The sequence below is a fragment of the Aquimarina spinulae genome (assembly GCF_943373825.1).
Classification (GTDB): domain Bacteria; phylum Bacteroidota; class Bacteroidia; order Flavobacteriales; family Flavobacteriaceae; genus Aquimarina; species Aquimarina spinulae.
The window spans coordinates 1,131,319-1,148,959 of the sequence record NZ_CALSBP010000001.1 but is presented as its reverse complement, the minus strand read 5'-3'; the positions used below and the strand labels follow the sequence as shown (position 1 = coordinate 1,148,959).

The 17,641-nt window shown below is 34.4% G+C and carries 14 protein-coding genes; 7 read left to right on the top strand and 7 right to left on the bottom strand.

Features of this window, described 5'->3' with window-relative positions; genetic code table 11:
* The 5 genes from nqrE to NNH57_RS04975 are packed head-to-tail and all read right to left on the bottom strand — an operon-like array spanning position 1 to position 4,769.
* On the bottom strand, positions 1 to 717 hold the full coding sequence (nqrE, locus tag NNH57_RS04995; protein WP_025664970.1) for an NADH:ubiquinone reductase (Na(+)-transporting) subunit E: 717 nt from the start codon (positions 715 to 717) through the stop codon (positions 1 to 3).
* An 11-nt stretch (positions 718 to 728) separates the two neighbouring features.
* Positions 729 to 1,421 (bottom strand): NADH:ubiquinone reductase (Na(+)-transporting) subunit D, encoded by a 693-nt coding sequence (locus tag NNH57_RS04990; protein WP_051476030.1) that lies wholly within the window; start codon positions 1,419 to 1,421, stop codon positions 729 to 731.
* A gap of 3 nt (positions 1,422 to 1,424) precedes the next feature.
* Positions 1,425 to 2,180: a Na(+)-translocating NADH-quinone reductase subunit C gene (locus NNH57_RS04985; RefSeq protein ID WP_074408391.1), complete on the bottom strand. Its 756-nt coding sequence runs from the start codon at positions 2,178 to 2,180 to the stop codon at positions 1,425 to 1,427.
* Between the two features lie 2 nt (positions 2,181 to 2,182).
* Positions 2,183 to 3,409, bottom strand: coding sequence for an NADH:ubiquinone reductase (Na(+)-transporting) subunit B (locus NNH57_RS04980; RefSeq protein ID WP_074408392.1), 1,227 nt, complete (start codon positions 3,407 to 3,409; stop codon positions 2,183 to 2,185).
* 4 nt (positions 3,410 to 3,413) lie between these two features.
* Positions 3,414 to 4,769, bottom strand: a complete 1,356-nt coding sequence (locus NNH57_RS04975) for a Na(+)-translocating NADH-quinone reductase subunit A (RefSeq protein ID WP_074408393.1) — start codon at positions 4,767 to 4,769, stop codon at positions 3,414 to 3,416.
* Between the two features lie 189 nt (positions 4,770 to 4,958).
* On the opposite strand from NNH57_RS04975, the gene NNH57_RS04970 reads away from it, so the two are divergent.
* The 4 genes from NNH57_RS04970 to apaG all read left to right on the top strand — a co-directional run bounded on the left by NNH57_RS04970 (position 4,959) and on the right by apaG (position 12,207).
* Complete coding sequence (locus tag NNH57_RS04970; protein WP_074408394.1) at positions 4,959 to 6,227, top strand: type IX secretion system plug protein; 1,269 nt, start codon at positions 4,959 to 4,961, stop codon at positions 6,225 to 6,227.
* A 353-nt stretch (positions 6,228 to 6,580) separates the two neighbouring features.
* Positions 6,581 to 10,483: a PQQ-dependent sugar dehydrogenase gene (locus NNH57_RS04965; RefSeq protein ID WP_108808369.1), complete on the top strand. Its 3,903-nt coding sequence runs from the start codon at positions 6,581 to 6,583 to the stop codon at positions 10,481 to 10,483.
* Positions 10,484 to 10,664: 181 nt separating this feature from the next.
* Complete coding sequence (locus NNH57_RS04960) at positions 10,665 to 11,819, top strand: DUF3667 domain-containing protein (protein ID WP_108808368.1); 1,155 nt, start codon at positions 10,665 to 10,667, stop codon at positions 11,817 to 11,819.
* Between the two features lies 1 nt (position 11,820).
* On the top strand, positions 11,821 to 12,207 hold the full coding sequence (gene apaG / locus NNH57_RS04955; protein WP_025664977.1) for a Co2+/Mg2+ efflux protein ApaG: 387 nt from the start codon (positions 11,821 to 11,823) through the stop codon (positions 12,205 to 12,207).
* Here the strand turns inward: apaG and NNH57_RS04950 are convergent.
* Both NNH57_RS04950 and NNH57_RS04945 read right to left on the bottom strand, forming a co-directional pair.
* Positions 12,200 to 13,192, bottom strand: coding sequence for a DUF6695 family protein (locus tag NNH57_RS04950; RefSeq protein ID WP_108808367.1), 993 nt, complete (start codon positions 13,190 to 13,192; stop codon positions 12,200 to 12,202). The two genes, apaG and NNH57_RS04950, sit on opposite strands and share 8 nt — an antisense overlap.
* 25 nt (positions 13,193 to 13,217) lie before the next feature.
* Complete coding sequence (locus tag NNH57_RS04945) at positions 13,218 to 13,934, bottom strand: NRDE family protein (RefSeq protein ID WP_074408398.1); 717 nt, start codon at positions 13,932 to 13,934, stop codon at positions 13,218 to 13,220.
* A gap of 306 nt (positions 13,935 to 14,240) precedes the next feature.
* On the opposite strand from NNH57_RS04945, the gene pruA reads away from it, so the two are divergent.
* The 3 genes from pruA to NNH57_RS04930 all read left to right on the top strand — a co-directional run bounded on the left by pruA (position 14,241) and on the right by NNH57_RS04930 (position 17,610).
* Positions 14,241 to 15,869: an L-glutamate gamma-semialdehyde dehydrogenase gene (pruA, locus tag NNH57_RS04940; protein ID WP_074408399.1), complete on the top strand. Its 1,629-nt coding sequence runs from the start codon at positions 14,241 to 14,243 to the stop codon at positions 15,867 to 15,869.
* Between the two features lie 104 nt (positions 15,870 to 15,973).
* A complete protein-coding gene (locus NNH57_RS04935) occupies positions 15,974 to 17,083 on the top strand; it encodes an FAD-dependent monooxygenase (RefSeq protein ID WP_159099261.1) in 1,110 nt (369 codons plus the stop codon).
* A 59-nt stretch (positions 17,084 to 17,142) separates the two neighbouring features.
* Complete coding sequence (locus NNH57_RS04930) at positions 17,143 to 17,610, top strand: GNAT family N-acetyltransferase (protein ID WP_108808365.1); 468 nt, start codon at positions 17,143 to 17,145, stop codon at positions 17,608 to 17,610.
* Positions 17,611 to 17,641 lie beyond the last annotated feature (31 nt).

The window sequence follows — 17,641 nt, the reverse complement described above, 5'->3', positions numbered from 1 at the left end:
TTATTTAAGTATTGTAACGTTAGTATTTTCGGCTACTTCTTTTGTAGTCTCTTTTTTTTCAACCTGAACAGCTTTAGGTTCTTTCTTTTCTTCTTCATCCCCTCCTGTTAACATTCCTCCGAAACTCATAAAACCAATTGCCATTAATCCTGTAAGAATAAATGTAATTCCTAATCCTCGTAAAGGAGCTGGTACATTAGAGTATCTAATTTTTTCACGGATTGCTGCGATAGCAAGAATAGCTAAAAACCATCCTATACCAGATCCTATACCATATACGGCTGCATGGGAAATCGTTGCAAATTCTTTTTGTTGCATAAATAATGATCCTCCAAGAATTGCACAGTTTACTGCAATTAATGGTAAAAATATACCTAAAGAATTATATAATGATGGTGAAAATTTCTCAACTATTATCTCTACCAATTGTACCATAGTTGCAATCGTAGCAATAAACAATATAAAGGTTAAAAAACTTAAGTCATAATCTGCATATTCTGGTCCTAACCATACTAGAGCACCTTCTCTAAGAATATACTTATCTAATAAAAAGTTTAATGGGACTGTAATTGCCAATACAAATATTACTGCAGCACCTAGTCCTACTGCAGTAGACACTTTTTTAGATACAGCAAGGTATGAACACATCCCTAAGAAGAATGCAAATACCATATTATCTATGAAGATCGATTTTAAAAATAATTCTAAATATTCCATGTCTCTTTATTTTAATGATCTTCTATTAATGCTTTATTTCTACTTCTTTGAATCCAGATAATGATTCCTACTGTAATTAATGCCATTGGGGCCAATACCATAAATCCATTATTTTCATATCCCAAAGCATATAATCCTGTTTTTTCTATAGGATCTCCTAATACTTTAGCACCAAACAAGGTACCTGATCCTAATAACTCTCTAAAGAAAGCTACTATAATCAATAGCACTCCATAACCGGCTGCATTACCAATTCCATCAAGAAAAGATTTCCAAGGCCCGTTACCCAAAGCAAATGCTTCAAAACGTCCCATGATAATACAATTGGTAATAATCAATCCTATAAATACAGAAAGTTCTTTACTTAAGGTATAGGCAAATGCTTTAAGGACTTGATCTACTATGATCACCAAAGCTGCCACTACTACTAGCTGAACAATAATTCTAATTTTTGAAGGGATGATATTTCTCATCAAAGAAATAACCACATTACCTATTCCTAATACAAAGATTACCGAAATTGCCATTACAATTGAAGGTTTCAATTGTGCAGTAATCGCCAAAGCAGAACATATTCCTAATACCTGAATAGTAATTGGGTTATTATCGGCAAGAGGGTCTGTTAGTAATTTCTTGTTTTTCTTTGAAAACAAAGGCTCTTTAGGCTCTTTTACTTTAACTTTTTCTTCTGTTACTTCAGCCATTTGTTATTTTTTTAAAGTTTCGAAATAAGGTTGATACATCTTTATTCCCTTCTTTACCATTGCTGTAACACCATCTCCTGTTATTGTTGCTCCTGCCATGGCATCTACTTCATTATCACTTTTATCTTCATTTTTAGGATCTGCATTTCCTTTTTTTACAGTAATTCCTTTATAGTTTCCAGATGCATCTAATATACTTTCTCCTATAAAATCATCTCTAAAATACGCTTCTTTAATATTAGCTCCTAATCCTGGAGTTTCTCCTTTATGGTCAAAAAATGCTCCTTTTACGGTTTTAAACTCTTTATCTAAAGAGACATAACCCCAAATTGCATCCCAAAGACCATTACCCCTCATAGGAACTACATAAAACTCTTCTCCGTCTTTCTTACCTATAAACAAAGGAAGTTTTCTTTCATAATTAGGATCCTGCTTTACTTTATCATTTTCCTTTTTCACTTCTATACTAAAAGCATCACTTGTTTTCTCTGCAGAACTACCAGTAATGATATATTGCTCATCACCAACATATTTATCGAACAACTCCTGTGCTTTTTCTGCAGGCACAAATTCATTAGGATCTTCGGTATCTGCAATACCCATTGCAAACAAAATATTCTGCTGTTTTTCTGTACGCTTATTAGCATCTATTCTTCCTTTCAATGAAGATGCAGTAAATGCCAATAATGAACCAACCACAACTACCATTGCAATGGCAAATATGATCGTGTATGAATTTTTATCTGTATTCATCGCCATGATTAAGCCGTTTTTAGTTTTAAACGTTTCATTCTTTTCTTGATATTACCCTGAACCACATAGTGATCAATAGTTGGAGCAAATACGTTCATTAATAGAATTGCTAGCATTACTCCTTCTGGATATGCAGGATTAAACACTCGAATAAGTATTGAGATAAATCCAATCAGGAATCCATAAATCCATTTTCCTTTATTAGTTTGCGATGCTGTTACCGGATCGGTTGCCATAAAAACAACCCCAAAAGCAAATCCACCAATAATTAAATGATGCCAGAATTCTGTACTCATAAGGCTATAAAACTTACTTCCTTCATTAATCCATTCTGCACTTACTACTCCATTAAAGATTAATCCCATTACCAAAGCACCTAATACGGCACTTACCATAATTCTCCAGCTTCCTATCTTTGTAAAGATTAAGAATAACCCGGCTAACAAAATTAATATTGCAGAGGTCTCTCCTACCGAACCTGGTATAAATCCTAAAAACATATCCGAAACTGAATAGGTAAGTTCTTTTCCTTGAGCTAAAGCACCTAGAACAGTTTCTCCAGACATTGCATCAAGTTCTGCTCCTCCTGCTATTTCGTTTGCTCTTTCTACTGCACCATGCACCCATACCTTATCACCCGACATCCAGGTTGGATATGCAAAGAATAAGAATGCTCTAATGGTAAGGGCAGGGTTTAGAATATTCATCCCTGTTCCTCCAAATACTTCTTTACCAATCACAACTCCAAAAATAACTGCAACAGCTAACATCCATAATGGAGTATCTACCGGTACAATTAAAGGAACTAGCATCCCTGTTACAAGATATCCTTCTTCTACTTCATGTTTTTTAATAACTGCAAACAAAACTTCTACAGCAAGTCCTACTCCATAAGAAATAATTACTAGTGGTAATACTTTCCATAATCCTACTGTAAGATTATCCAAAGACCAAAACCCTGAACTAAAAAAACCATTAGTTACGGCTTCTATCTCTCCTGCTGCTAAGTGATGCTGATATCCAGCATTAAACATTCCAAATATCAAACATGGTACTAAAGCCATGATTACAGTATTCATGGTACGTTTCAAATCATCTGCACCACGAACATGAGCACCAGAATGTGTGGTCTCATTAGGTAAATATAAAAACGTATGAATTGCATTAAATGCAGGGGCAATCTTTTTGTCTTTATACTTAAGTTTTAGTTTATGTAATTTATCTTTTAATCCCATAGCACTATCCTATTTCTTTTAACATTAAGTCTAACCCTTCTCTTATAATTTGTTGATGTGGTTGTTTAGAAACACATATAAACTCTGTAAGAGCAAAATCTTCTGGAGCTACCTCATACATTCCTAATTGTTCCATTGCATCTAAGTCATTTACCACACATGCTTTAAGTAATTGTAGCGGATAAATATCTAGTGGAAATACATTTTCATAATTTCCTGTAACTACAAAAGCTCTGTGTTCACCATTTGTATTGGTGGTAAGCTCATACTTTTTGTTAGGAAACAACCAGGAAAAAGTAAGTGCTCTAGAAGGTGAAATCTTATTAAAAATAGGTTTATTCCATCCAAAAAGTTCATAATCATCTCCTTCGGGAATAACTGTTATGGTATTATGATAATATCCAAGGTAACCATCTGGTTTTACATTTTCTCCGGTAAGTACATCTCCGCTAATCACTCTAATATTTCCTTCATCATGTACTCCAGAAGCATATACTACAGACGATACTTCGGCTCCGATTTTAGTTTTAAAATATTTAGGAGTTTTAACAGACGACCCAGCCAAAGCTATGGTTCTTTCTGCATTAAATTTCCCAGTTAATAACAATTCTCCAATAACGACTAGATCTTGTGGATTTACTACCCAAACTGTTTCTCCTTTATTAATAGGATCTATTTTGGCTATTTGTACACTCACATTTCCTGCAGGGTGAGGCCCCGAAACATTATGAATTGTACTATTCTCTAGGCCAGATAGTGGTGAATTTCCATTTTTACCAACAGAAATATGCACTTTACCTTCAGTTAATTTGCTTAAAGCAGTAACTGCAGCTTGAAGTTCTTTTTCTTTTCCTTCTAATACATAATCACTATCTGCTGCCAAAGGAGCAGTTGTATATCCTGAAACAAAAATAGCTTTTGGAGTTATATCAGGATTAGCAATTACATCATATGGGCGTTGTTTAATAAATGGCCAGCAACCTGATGCTAAAAGGTGGGTTTTAATGTCGTCCCCACTCATAGAATTCACATCCTTTGCACCAAAGTCTGCATGTTTCTGTTCTTTGTCTCCAAGAATCTTAAAAGCTAAAATCTTTCTTTTGGCACCACGTACAATCTCTATTACCTCTCCGCTTATAGGAGAAGGAAAAAGCATTTTTTCATTAGATTTTGAATAAAAAAGTGGTTCGCCGGCTTTAACTTCTGTACCTTGTTTAGCAACAACCTTTGGTACTATACCGTGAAAATCGTCAGGCCTAATTGCGTAAACATTACTTCTTATGGCATCTACAGTAACTTTCTCTGCTTCGCCAACAAGCTTAATGTCTAAGCCTTTTCTGATACGAATGTCTTTTGACATATTTGTAGTCTATGTTAATTAACTAAAAAAATCGTGCAAATTTACTAATTAAAACACGTAAGTGAAAGCTGGTTTTGTTATAAGATATTATTTATAATGCTTCTAAATAATGATCTGCGACTCAAAAAAACACTCTTTATTCTTTAGGCACACATTTTGCTTATATTTATACCCGTAATTCTTTATATGATGTCACTAAGATTTAAATCATCCCTACTACTTCTACTACTGCAGATTGTTGCTCCTTACACCTTTTTTGGTCAATCTACTGTAAACGAAGTCAATACTGCCGATCACATTAAAACAATCCAACTACTAACAGGCGCAAAATTCTCTGGAGTACCTATACTTAAACTCGGAGATCCTTTTAGAATCACTTTTGATGATATTAATGGTGATGAATCTGATTATTATTATAGAATAAGTCATTATAACTTTGACTGGACACCTTCTTCTTTATATAAAAATGAATATCTGGACGGTTTTGATGAAATTAGAATTGTAACCTATGAAAATTCTTTTAATACACTACAGATGTATAGCCATTACAGCCTAAGTATTCCTAATGAAGACACCAGAAGGCTTAAAGTAAGCGGAAACTACCTCATAGAAATATACGATGAAGATGATGAAGTTGTATTCTCTAGAAAATTTATTGTCTACGAACCTTTAACATCTGTAAAAGTATATACAAAAAGATCTAGAGATCTCAAACATATAGACACCAAACAATCTGTTCAATTCGAAATAAACTCACCAAATGAAATTTTAAGAAACCCTCGAAAAACAGTAAAAACTTTGGTGATGCAAAATAACGATCTCAAAAATGCGATTACTAATTTGGTTCCTCAATTCACCATTGCTAATAGTCTAGTATACAAATATGATCAGGAGTCTAGTTTTTGGGCAGGAAATGAATTTCTATTTTTTGACAGTAAAGACATTAGAGCATCTACAGTGAGCACACGAAGCATAGAACTAAAAGACATCTATCACAACTACCTGTACTCTAATCGAGTTAGAGCTAATCGAAGATACACATACAATCCCGATATCAATGGTAATTTTGTGATCAGAAACCTGGATGCCGAAAATAATAATGTCGAAGCAGATTATGTATGGATGCACTTTTCATTAGAATGCTACGAACCTCTGGAAGGGGGAGAAATTCACCTTTATGGCAATTTCAACAACTATACTCTTGATAAATCAACACTGCTTCAATACGATAAAGAAAGCGGTGGATACTTCAACAAAAGCATTTTTAAACAGGGGTTTTACAATTACAAATATGTCCTCTTAAGACCAGACGGAACCATAGATCCAGGTTTTATTAGTGGTAATTTTGATGAAACCGAAAATGAATATACCGTAATACCTTATTATAGGGCTCCTGGAGCACGCTACGATAGGGTTATCGGAAAAGGAACAGGGAACTCTGCTACTATTACAAATTAGGATAATTGCATTCATTTTTTAGATTTCTTAGATTCTTTTTACTCTATAACGTCAAAAGAAATCTAATTTATTACTAAGTCAATTTGTCTATAAACTTTATTTTTTCTAAAAGATTCACCAACGCTATATCCCATCTCCTAAAAGACAATTAAAAACAATAGCGGTCTCCTGAACAATTAATCAGAAGCAACATATTTTAGACAGCATCTCCAACAGATTTCACTACTACACATACTAATCCTTGGTCGCACACTAATTCTATGTGATTTATTAAATACAACCAAATTAAACCATACAATAAAATCAGTTTTTTTATTGTTTACATTATTATAACTCTCTTAAAACCACTCATAATGAAAACTTTACTTAAAATTCATCTATTTATTATAATCTTGCTATTTATCTGCGATTATACTCATTCACAAATCACTTACAAATCTATTTTCCCTAACATTAGCTTTGAATTTCCTGTAGAAATTCAATGTATAAACAATGGATCAGATCGAATGTTTGTTGTAGAACAAAACGGAAAAATTAAAGTATTCCCGAAAAATGAAAATGTAACCTCATCGCAGGTAAACACCTTTCTTAACATTACAGATCGTGTTCAATTCTCTAACGGTCAAGAATTAGGCCTTTTAGGTTTTGCTTTTCATCCTAATTATAGTAGTAACGGCTATTTCTATGTATACTATACTAAAAACAGTCCTGTTTCTGGAATTTCTACACGAATGGTACTATCACGTTTTTCAGTTAGAGCAGACAATCCTAATCTTGCAGATCCAAATAGTGAACTCATACTCTTCCAATTTGACAAAAATCAAGACAACAGCAACCATAATGGAGGAAAAATAGGGTTTGGCCCAGATTCTTATCTTTACATCTCTTTTGGAGATGGTGGTGGAGCAAATGATCCTAAACTTAACGGACAAAACAAAAACACTGTATTTGGTAGCATTTGCCGTATTGATGTTGATCTTGACGGAAATAACCCGGTAGAAAGCAACCCAATTTTACCGAATGGTAATTATGAAATTCCAAGCGATAATCCATTTGTAGGAACTGATGGGTTAGATGAAATCTATGCTTATGGGATTAGAAATACCTGGAAATTTTCTTTTGATAAACCTACAGGAAGAATGTGGGGAGCAGATGTAGGGCAAAATGCATTTGAAGAAATTAATATTATCAAAAATGGTAAAAATTATGGCTGGAGTAGATTCGAAGGCACCTCTGTAGCCAATAGCAATGTAATTATCTCAGGCCCAGTAGAGTCTCCCGTATTCAATTATAGCCAAAACCAGGGAGATGTATCAATTACTGGAGGCTATGTCTATAGAGGCTCTAAAATTACTAGTTTAAACCCTGATATCAATTCAAAATATATTTTTGGTGATTATGTAAGTGGTAGAGTTTGGGCATTAAATTATAATCCCTCTACAGGAAATACTTCTAGTGAATTATTATTTAAAACCAATGGATTATACATCTCTTCTTTTGGTCTGGACACAGAAGGAGAATTATATTTTAGTAGTTATGGGAACAATGCTAAAATATACAAACTTGTTGATGGAAATACTTCACCTCCAGGTACTGCAGTAAATGGAATCGGATCTTGGACCCCGCTAAGCCAAGGAGTTAACGGAGTTGTGCAAGCAATAGCATCAGATTCTAATGGAAATATATACCACGGTGGCAATTTTAGTAAAGCAGGAGCCATAAATGCTAATAATATTGCTGTATGGAATAAAAATACAGGTTGGTCTACTCTGGGCAGTGGGGCAAACGGCGGTATTAACACATTAAAAATTGCTCCAAACGGAAATCTTTATGCAGGTGGAGTTTTTACCGAAATTGGTGGAATTAGTGCCAATAATATTGCAGTATGGAACGGGTCACAATGGTCAGCTTTAGGTTCTGGAATTGATGGAACAGTTGCTGCAATAGAAACCAATAACAACAATAATGTTTTTGTTGGTGGAGTATTTAAAACCATTAATGGAACTACAGTAAGAAATATTGCTAAATGGGATGGCAGTCAATGGTCTGCCTTAAAAGATGTAACAAATCAAAAGTCAGGAACTAATAATGAGATTAGGTCCCTAGCAATAGGAAGCGATGGAACTCTATATGCAGGAGGTAATTTTGATGAAGCCGGAGGTAATACGGCCAAAAGAATTGCAACATGGAACGGATCTAATTGGGGAACATTGGGTGATGGAACTAGTGGATTTGTTGAAGCTATAACAACGACCTCAACTGCTGTCTATATTGGTGGAAATTTTGCTCTTGCAGGAAATACAACTGTAAATAGAATTGCCAAATGGAACATTGCATCCAAAAGCTGGTCAAAACTGGGTAATGGAGTTAGCAATAATGTTCGTTCATTACTTCATGACGGAACTCATTTATATGCTGCCGGGGCTTTTACTACAGCTTCTGAAGGAAATACCAACAAGATCGTAAATAACATTGCACAATGGAACGATAATACTGGATGGAAAGCTTTGGGAACAAATACCAATGTTGGCGTAGATATAACTATAAACTCCATTACATTCTCTGCAGATAAAAAAGATATATTTGTGGGTGGTAATTTTTCTAAAGCAGGGGCCATAAATGCTAAAAACACTGCTTCATGGAGCAACTCATCAAGTACCTCATGCACAGCAACTGTACCTACAGGAGTATCTTCTTCGGCTGTAGGAGTAGACACTGCTACTATAGGATGGACTGCTGTAGCTGGTGCAACTTATGATGTAAGATACAGGCAAACCGGAACAACAAACTGGACAACTTCTGCCGAAAACGGAACTTCTAAAGTGATTTCTGGATTAAACCCATCTACTGCCTATGAAGTACAGGTAAGAAGTAAGTGTGCCGATGGAACAACTTCTAATTATAGTGCTTCTGTAAACTTTACAACTACAGATGTACAACTTAACTACTGTCCATCTAATGGCCAAAGTGTAAATGATGAATATATCAGTAATGTAAAATTAGGAACCATCAATAAAACATCAACTGGAGCAAGTGGTGGATATAGTGATTTTACTGCTGAATCTACTAACCTATCTAAAGGTAATGCCAATACCATTACCATTACTCCTACTTGGACAGGAACTAAATATAATGAAGGATACTCTGTATGGATTGATTATAATCAAGATGGAGATTTTGCCGATACAGGAGAACAAGTATGGACCAATGCTGCGTCACAAACAACGCCGGTAAGTGGTAACTTTACTGTACCTTCAAGTGCAAAAGATGGAAGTACAAGAATGAGAGTATCTATGAGATACAATACCATTCCCGGCCCTTGTGAATCATTTAATTATGGTGAAGTAGAAGACTACACAGTAGTGATCGGAGGATCTACTGGTGGCGATACTCAAGCTCCTTCTGCTCCAACTGGATTAGCAGCTTCTAATATGGCACAAACAACTCTTACCCTATCATGGAACGCTGCTACCGATAATGTAGGTGTAACTGGATATGATGTGTATCAAGGATCTACTAATCTTGGATCGGTAACTGCAACTACAAGAAATATTACTGGATTAACCGCTAACACAGCATACCAATTTACGGTAAAAGCTAAAGATGCAGCAGGAAACGAATCTACAGCAAGTAATACTTTAAATGTAACCACTGCAGGAGCATCTGCTACGTATGATGTAAAACTGCGTATTACTTTTGATAACTACCCTGAAGAAACAAGCTGGGAGATTAAAGATAGTAACAATCAGGTAGTACATTCTGGAGGAACATACCCATCTCAACCTGATGGTTCTACCCTTAATATAACCAAAACGCTGGATGCAGGATGTTATACGTTAGTATTTAAAGATACATATGGTGATGGTATTTGCTGTAGTGTTGGTAACGGTTCTTACGAACTAACCAATAGTGCGTCTGGTGCAGTACTAGCTTCTGGAGGATCATTTACTTTTGAAGATACTAAAAACTTCTGTGTAGGTAATGTTGCAATGCATAACTTTAATAGAGATGTGAAAACAGATTTAGAAAGCTCTGACATTGTTATTCACCCAATTCCTGCAAAAGATTTCATTATAATCAAAATGAATAATTTTAATGGGTCTACATACAGAATCGTTAATAAAGCAGGTCAAACAGTAAGGCGCGGTAAAATGTCTGCAAACAAAATAGAATTAAACAATTTACCATCTGGAATGTATTTTGTATCGGTTAAATCAGATACTAAAACCATAACCAAAAAGCTTATTTTAAAATAAATAAAACCCAAGGTTTAAAAAAAATAAATAATCCCTTAAATTTTAAGGGATTATTTATTTTTTTTAAACCATCTTCTTCATCTTACTTCATACATAAAAAGATCATAATAATCCAGAACTTTTATGTTACAACAAAATATTATTACTTTTAGCCTCACAAGGAAAATACTATCAACTAAAAATGAAGGAAACGGGAAGATTCTTAAAAGAGTATCGCGGTAGCGAATGTCTTAATTGCGGTGTACCATTAGATGTTATTGATCGATATTGTCATAATTGTGGGCAAATTAACACCAATAAGAGATTATCACTTAAGGATTTTTTTAATGAGTTTTTTGCCAGTATCTTTTCTTATGATTCTCGTTTAAGACACACTATTATTGCATTACTTTTTAAGCCTGGAAAAATCTCTAAAGAATACACCCAAGGCAAAAGAGTAAAATACGCAAATCCATTTCGGTTTTACCTTAGTGTTTCTATCATCTTTTTTATCATTAACGGTTTATTTATTGATTTTGATGGTTTTAGGACAGAAGTTGAAGATAAAGCCAACTTCGGGAAAGATGCTATTACCGAGATCAAAAAAAGCATCAAAATGGATGATTCATTAACGCAGAAAATTAATGATCAAATATTAGCAACTAAAGGTATTTCTAAATCTGACAAAGAAAAAATTAGTGAAGGAATTCTAAAAGCTGAGGGACTTCCTTTACTAAATGACAGCCTAACCAACCCAGAAGAAGTCACCTATTATTCGCAAGAACAGATTGATAGTATTGGTTTTTTTAAAAGAGGCTTTAAACTATGGTCTATGTATGAAGATTACTATGACAAAACAGAAGAGAAATCTACTTATAGAGCTTTATCAGAGTTAAAACATGAGAAAAACCAATACAACAAATACATCTACCATAGAGTTTTAAAAACCAAATCAATAGAAGAGAATTACGGGCAAGAATTCTTTGAATTCATATTTAATAAATTACCCTTCATTATATTCTTCTTTCTTCCTTTTTTCGCCTTAAGCATTTGGCTCATATACATTAGAAGACCTTTTAATTATATGGAGCATCTTGTATTTATATTTCACACTCAAACCATGTTTTTTATCGTCATAGGGTTATCAATTTTGATTGCGAAAATCACCAACATTAATACTCTTTTTGGGATTGCAATGCTTGTTTTCTTATTTTACCTATATAAAGCTATGCGAAAATTTTATAACCAAGGAAGAGTCAAAACAATTGTTAAATTTCTGCTTGTGAACGTATTATTTTTTATCTTAGCAGGCATAGGTTCTATATTAACTATAATAGGATCGGTGTTTATATTTTGATATGGTACAGCAAATTACCAGAGGAATAAAAATTTCGGTGGATACGACTTTTGAAGGTACGTTCTATAAGAACTATAAGATTCACTTTGCCTTTGGTTATCGAATTACTATAGAAAATCAAAGTAAAGATTCTGTACAACTTACTTCTCGTTTCTGGGAAATCAAAGATGCTTTAAATAATACTGAAATTGTAGAAGGAGAAGGTGTAATTGGTAAAAAACCTGTTTTAAAACCTGGTGAGTCCCATACGTATAATAGCGGCTGCTTACTTAGTTCACCTTTTGGAGCAATGAAAGGGCACTACAATATGGTTAATTTTACATCTACCAGAAAATTTAAAGTCATGATTCCTGGCTTCAAATTAAGCGCACCTTTTGCACTTAATTAACAATTCTTTTTATCAATTCGAACCTGATCTTCTTTCCGTTTTGCTCTACATGGCAGTGCTTACAATTAGAATCATATACAAAACGATATTTCTTTAAGATATTAAAATACCCCTCTACTACAGCAAAGAGTCCCTTAAAATCCTCTTTACCACATTCTGTATATCTCCTAATCTCGAATAGATCTTTTTCTAAAGATTTATTTAATACAAAATACGCACTACTACCAGTACCCGAAAGAAAATGAGCATTTTTCAAAACTTCTTTCGGACTCACTGTATGATTATGTTTGGTTTCGGGTATATTTTTATCAAAATAATTAGTAAGGTTTTCTTTAAAAACAGATCCCGGATACACATGCAACCTCCCTTGTTCTACTTGATAAATCGGATTACCTATGGCTGCTTTTTCTACATTTCCCAGAGGGCTAGGTGTAAATAGTTTATTACGCAATAATGGTTTTCTGATTTTAGCATAATCTGTACTTGCCAAAATCGTATCGGTAACAATTCGGGAACAATTGCTTCCTTCTTTTCCAAAAGCTTTATAAGGAATACTTCCTTTCTCCTGAACAGATAACACATAATCTCTTGCCTCCTCATAATAAATATAGTCACATACCGATGCAACTAATCGGCCATCACCATGTGTTTTATCAGGATTTGCTTCTAACCAAAGTAAAAACTCCTCTATATTACCTAATTTTTTCTCGGGTGTAATAATAGCTTTAAACGGAATAAGCAATTCTACATCGGTAACGGCACTTCTTACCCTGCCATACCCTTGCGGAGTAATATATCTTCCAAAATCATAGTATTCGGCCTGGCCTGTTTTGTTTTCAATTAGAACAAAAGCAGCATGCCCGGCTTTAATATAACTATGTTTTCCTAATCCCAGTGCCAAAAGTACTTTGGTCGAAGGTTCATCTGAGTGTTTTACAAATGTATCAGGATAAGCAAGTGAAATTATTTTACCTGTATAATTCAATTTTGCATAAATTTAGATAGTTTTCTTAAGCTGTTATAGCTTCAAAAACAACAGTGCTTACTTCTTTATTTTGCAGATTTTCGTATCGCATAGAAAGTTCTTCTTCATTCTTTACAACTTGAGTAATGCTTCTGGTTTTCAAGAACCCTCTATCTATTTGAAGATCAACATCCTTATCTCCTACTCCTGCATTCTTATGAAAATCTAAAAGTGTTCTCGGAGATAGTACATTCTGGTTTTCATGAGAAGCAAACCACTTTTTACGTGTTGCTTTCATATCTTTAGTATACAAAGTAGAAGATGACCATATATGGGTTTTCTTTTCTAATCTCCTAAGATGTTTTTGTTGTCCATCCCAAACTAGTTCAAAAAGCAAAAGATCAGATTGCCAATTTGCAGCTACAATTGTAAAAGGCTCTACCCCTTTATAATTATATGCATGAATTGCCTTCTCTAAATCATCGGCTCCCAATAAATCTCTCACAACAACTCCTCTACTCTGTCTATATGACGACGATCTTTCATGAATTTCGAACCCGCCATTAAGCAAGCAAATCATAGTATTTTTATCACTAACACCAATCCAGGTGCCACCAGCAACTGCATCTTTAGGAAACAGCATCCTGGTTTTATTTACCTGATAAAATTCAGGAAATAGTGTTTTTCGATTTACCGCCTCATCACGATTAGAGGTTAGTATAAAATTATTTTCTTGAGTTGGGACTAAGGTAACTGTACACATAAATTTTGGGTCGGCTAAATATCTCACAACTTACAAAAAAAATACATACTCTATATCTTTAGATGTCAAATGAAGAAGTAACTTTTCATATCACCCTTTGATTATTCTAAAATAGCCTGCAATACAAAAGGTGAACATAACCCTAAAAACATGAAGAAGAAAATATGAATTCGAGCATTTTACAGATTTTTTTGGTATAAAAGGTTAAAATAGATTTTAGCCTATATAATTTTCTATCTTTGCTATCTTAAATAACAAATTCATTAGATAAATACATCTTACTAATTTAAATTAACACATTACATCATGGGAAAAGGTTTTTTTCAAGTTCCTACTGCAATAAACGAACCTATAAAGTCATATGCTCCCGGAACACCGGAAAGAGAAGAAGTTCTAGCAGCGTATGCCGCAATGTATAATACTACCGTAGACGTACCTTTATATATTAATGGTGAAGAAATAAGAACAGGTGACACTGCTACGATGTCGCCTCCACACGATCATCAGCATAATCTGGGGACTTATCACAAGGCAGAAAAGCAACATGTGCAAAAAGCAATTGATACCGCACTTGAAGCCAGAAAGCAATGGGCTGACTTAGCGTGGGAACAACGTGCTGCTGTATTTTTAAGAGCTGCAGAACTTATTGCAGGACCATACCGTGCAAAGATTAATGCAGCTACTATGCTTGCGCAGTCTAAAAATATTTTTCAGGCAGAAATTGATGCTGCATGTGAGTTTATAGATTTCTTACGTTTTAACGTAGAATATATGACTCAGATATATGAAGATCAACCAGATTCTACATCTGGTGCTTGGAACAGATTAGAATACAGACCATTAGAAGGATTTGTATATGCAATTACTCCTTTTAACTTCACTGCGATTTCAGGAAATCTTCCTGCCAGTGCCGCACTAATGGGAAATACTGTAGTATGGAAACCAAGTGATAGTCAGATCTATTCTGCAAAAGTTATTGTAGATATTTTTAAAGAAGCTGGTGTACCAGATGGTGTGATCAATGTTGTATATGGAGATCCTGTCATGATTACAGATACTGTTTTAGCTAGTCCTGATTTTGCAGGAATACATTTTACAGGAAGTACTCATGTATTTAAAGATATTTGGGCAAAAATAGGCACTAATATTCATAACTATAAAACCTATCCAAGAATTGTAGGAGAAACAGGTGGTAAAGATTTTATCATGGCACATCCTAGTGCAAATGCAAAACAAGTTGCTACTGGTATTTCTCGTGGAGCATTTGAGTTTCAAGGGCAAAAATGTAGTGCAGCATCCAGAGCTTATATCCCAAAGAGTTTATGGGCAGATGTAGAAAAATATCTAAAAGAAGATGTCAAGTCTTTTAAAATGGGATCCCCAGAGGATATGAGTAACTTTATTACTGCAGTGATACACGAAGGATCATTTGACAAGCTTGCTAAATATATAGATCAGGTAAAAAATGATGCAGATGCAGAAATTATAGCTGGTGGTGGGTATGATAAATCCAAAGGATATTTTATTGAGCCAACTGTAATAGTAGCTAAAGATCCAAAATACACTACAATGTGTACAGAATTATTTGGTCCTGTTATTACAATATATGTTTATGAAGACAATCAATGGGCTGAAACATTAGAACTGGTTGACGGAACCAGTGAATATGCTTTAACTGGAGCAATTTTCTCTACAGATCGCTATGCGGCTGCAGAAGCAACTAAAGCATTAGAAAACTGTGCCGGTAACTTCTATATCAATGATAAATGTACAGGAGCAGTTGTTGGACAACAACCTTTTGGTGGAGCCAGAGCTTCGGGAACAAATGATAAAGCAGGTTCATACCTCAACTTATTACGTTGGGTATCACCTCGCATGATCAAAGAAACATTTGTTTCTCCAGCAGATTACAGATATCCATTTTTGGGAGAATAATCTCAACAAATTATATATAAAAAAAGTGCCAAATGGCACTTTTTTTTGTTTGGGCATACCACTTAAAACCTCTAAATTTACTCAAAATCACACACCAACTTAATATGAAAAAAATAGTAATTGTAGGAGGAGGTATTGCCGGCCTTGCAACTGCAAGAGTACTTCAAAATCAAGGGTATTACATCAAGATAATTGAAAAACAGCCTGAATGGCAAATATCCGGAACCGGATTATATTTACCTTCTAACGGAGTTGTTGCTTTAGACAAAATAGGACTTGCTGCTACCGCAAGAGAGAAAGGGTTTATTATAGATTATCGCAATATAAAGAACGCCAAAGCAGAAGCGATACTCGATTTGGATCTCGAAAAAATATGGGAACGAGAAAAACCGTGTCTGGGCATAAAAAGAAAAGCACTTCATGACATTCTTATTGATGGATTAAATACTATTGATATCTCTTTTAACACTACTATTAAAAATTTAAAAGCAAATCCAAATTCTGTAGCAATAGAACTATCAAATGGCTCTAAAGAAGAGTATGATCTGGTTATCGGCGCAGACGGATTATACTCTAAAACCCGAAACCTGGTTTTGGGAGATATCCCATTAAGAAAAGTAACTACTCAAGTATGTCGTTTTATCATTAAAAAGCCAAAAGATATCAATTCTTGGACTTTATTTATAAGTTCTGTAGGGCAATTTCTTATTATCCCTGTCGATAAGAATTCGGCATATTGTTATGTAAATAGAAAAACAAAAGGTTTTAAAACATATGACAAAAGGCAATATATGGAGCCTTTTAAAAAATTTGCTTCTCCGGTTCCCGAAATTCTTAACGAATGGAATCCTGATGACGCCTATTGGAATGACCTAGAAGAGCTTCCTAAACTACCGGTTATGGGCAGTGGCAGAGTTGTTCTCATAGGAGATGCAGCCCACGGGATGCCTCCTTTTATGGCACAAGGTGGTGCTTTAGCTCTTGAGGATGCTATTGTATTATCTGGCTTATTAAAAAATAACGATTGGAACACCATGGCCTCTACATTTTCAAAAAATAGGAGTAATCGTATAGACTGGACCAGAGCACGCAATCAAAAGCGCGAAAAACTTTCAAAATTACCTTATTGGATTGCTAAACTAGGATTAAAAAAAGTAGGAGAAAAAAACTGGACCGAAGATTACAAACCCCTTGCCAAAATTCCGAATTGGTAGATTTAAATAATACATGTATCTTTTCCTCTAAACAAAAAAACAACATATCGCAACCCAGTATGATTATAAGAACAGCTATAATAGAAGATCTACCTATTCTTTTGGATTTTGAACAAAAAATCATTGAGGCAGAGCGCCCAATGGATCCTACATTGATACAGGATAAAAAAATAAGCTATTATAGTGTTAAGGATTATGTTTTATCTGATCACACAGAGGTTGTTGTTGCCGAGATTGAAGGAGAAATTGTTGGAAGTGGCTATGGGCAAATACGTGACCGAAAAAACTTCTTTAAACAAAAACAATTGGGCTATATCGGTTTTATGTATGTAAAAGATCAACATAGAGGAAAAGGCGTTAGCCAGGAAATTATAAAATACCTATGTGATTGGTTTGCAAGTAAAAATCTAGAAGAAATACGCCTTACCGTTTATGATCAAAATCCAAGAGCTATACGAGCTTATGAAAAAGTTGGTTTTAAAAAGCATCTTATTGAGATGCGAGTTAATCTAAAGGACATAAATTAATGCATATATTTTAAAGATATATACATTATCC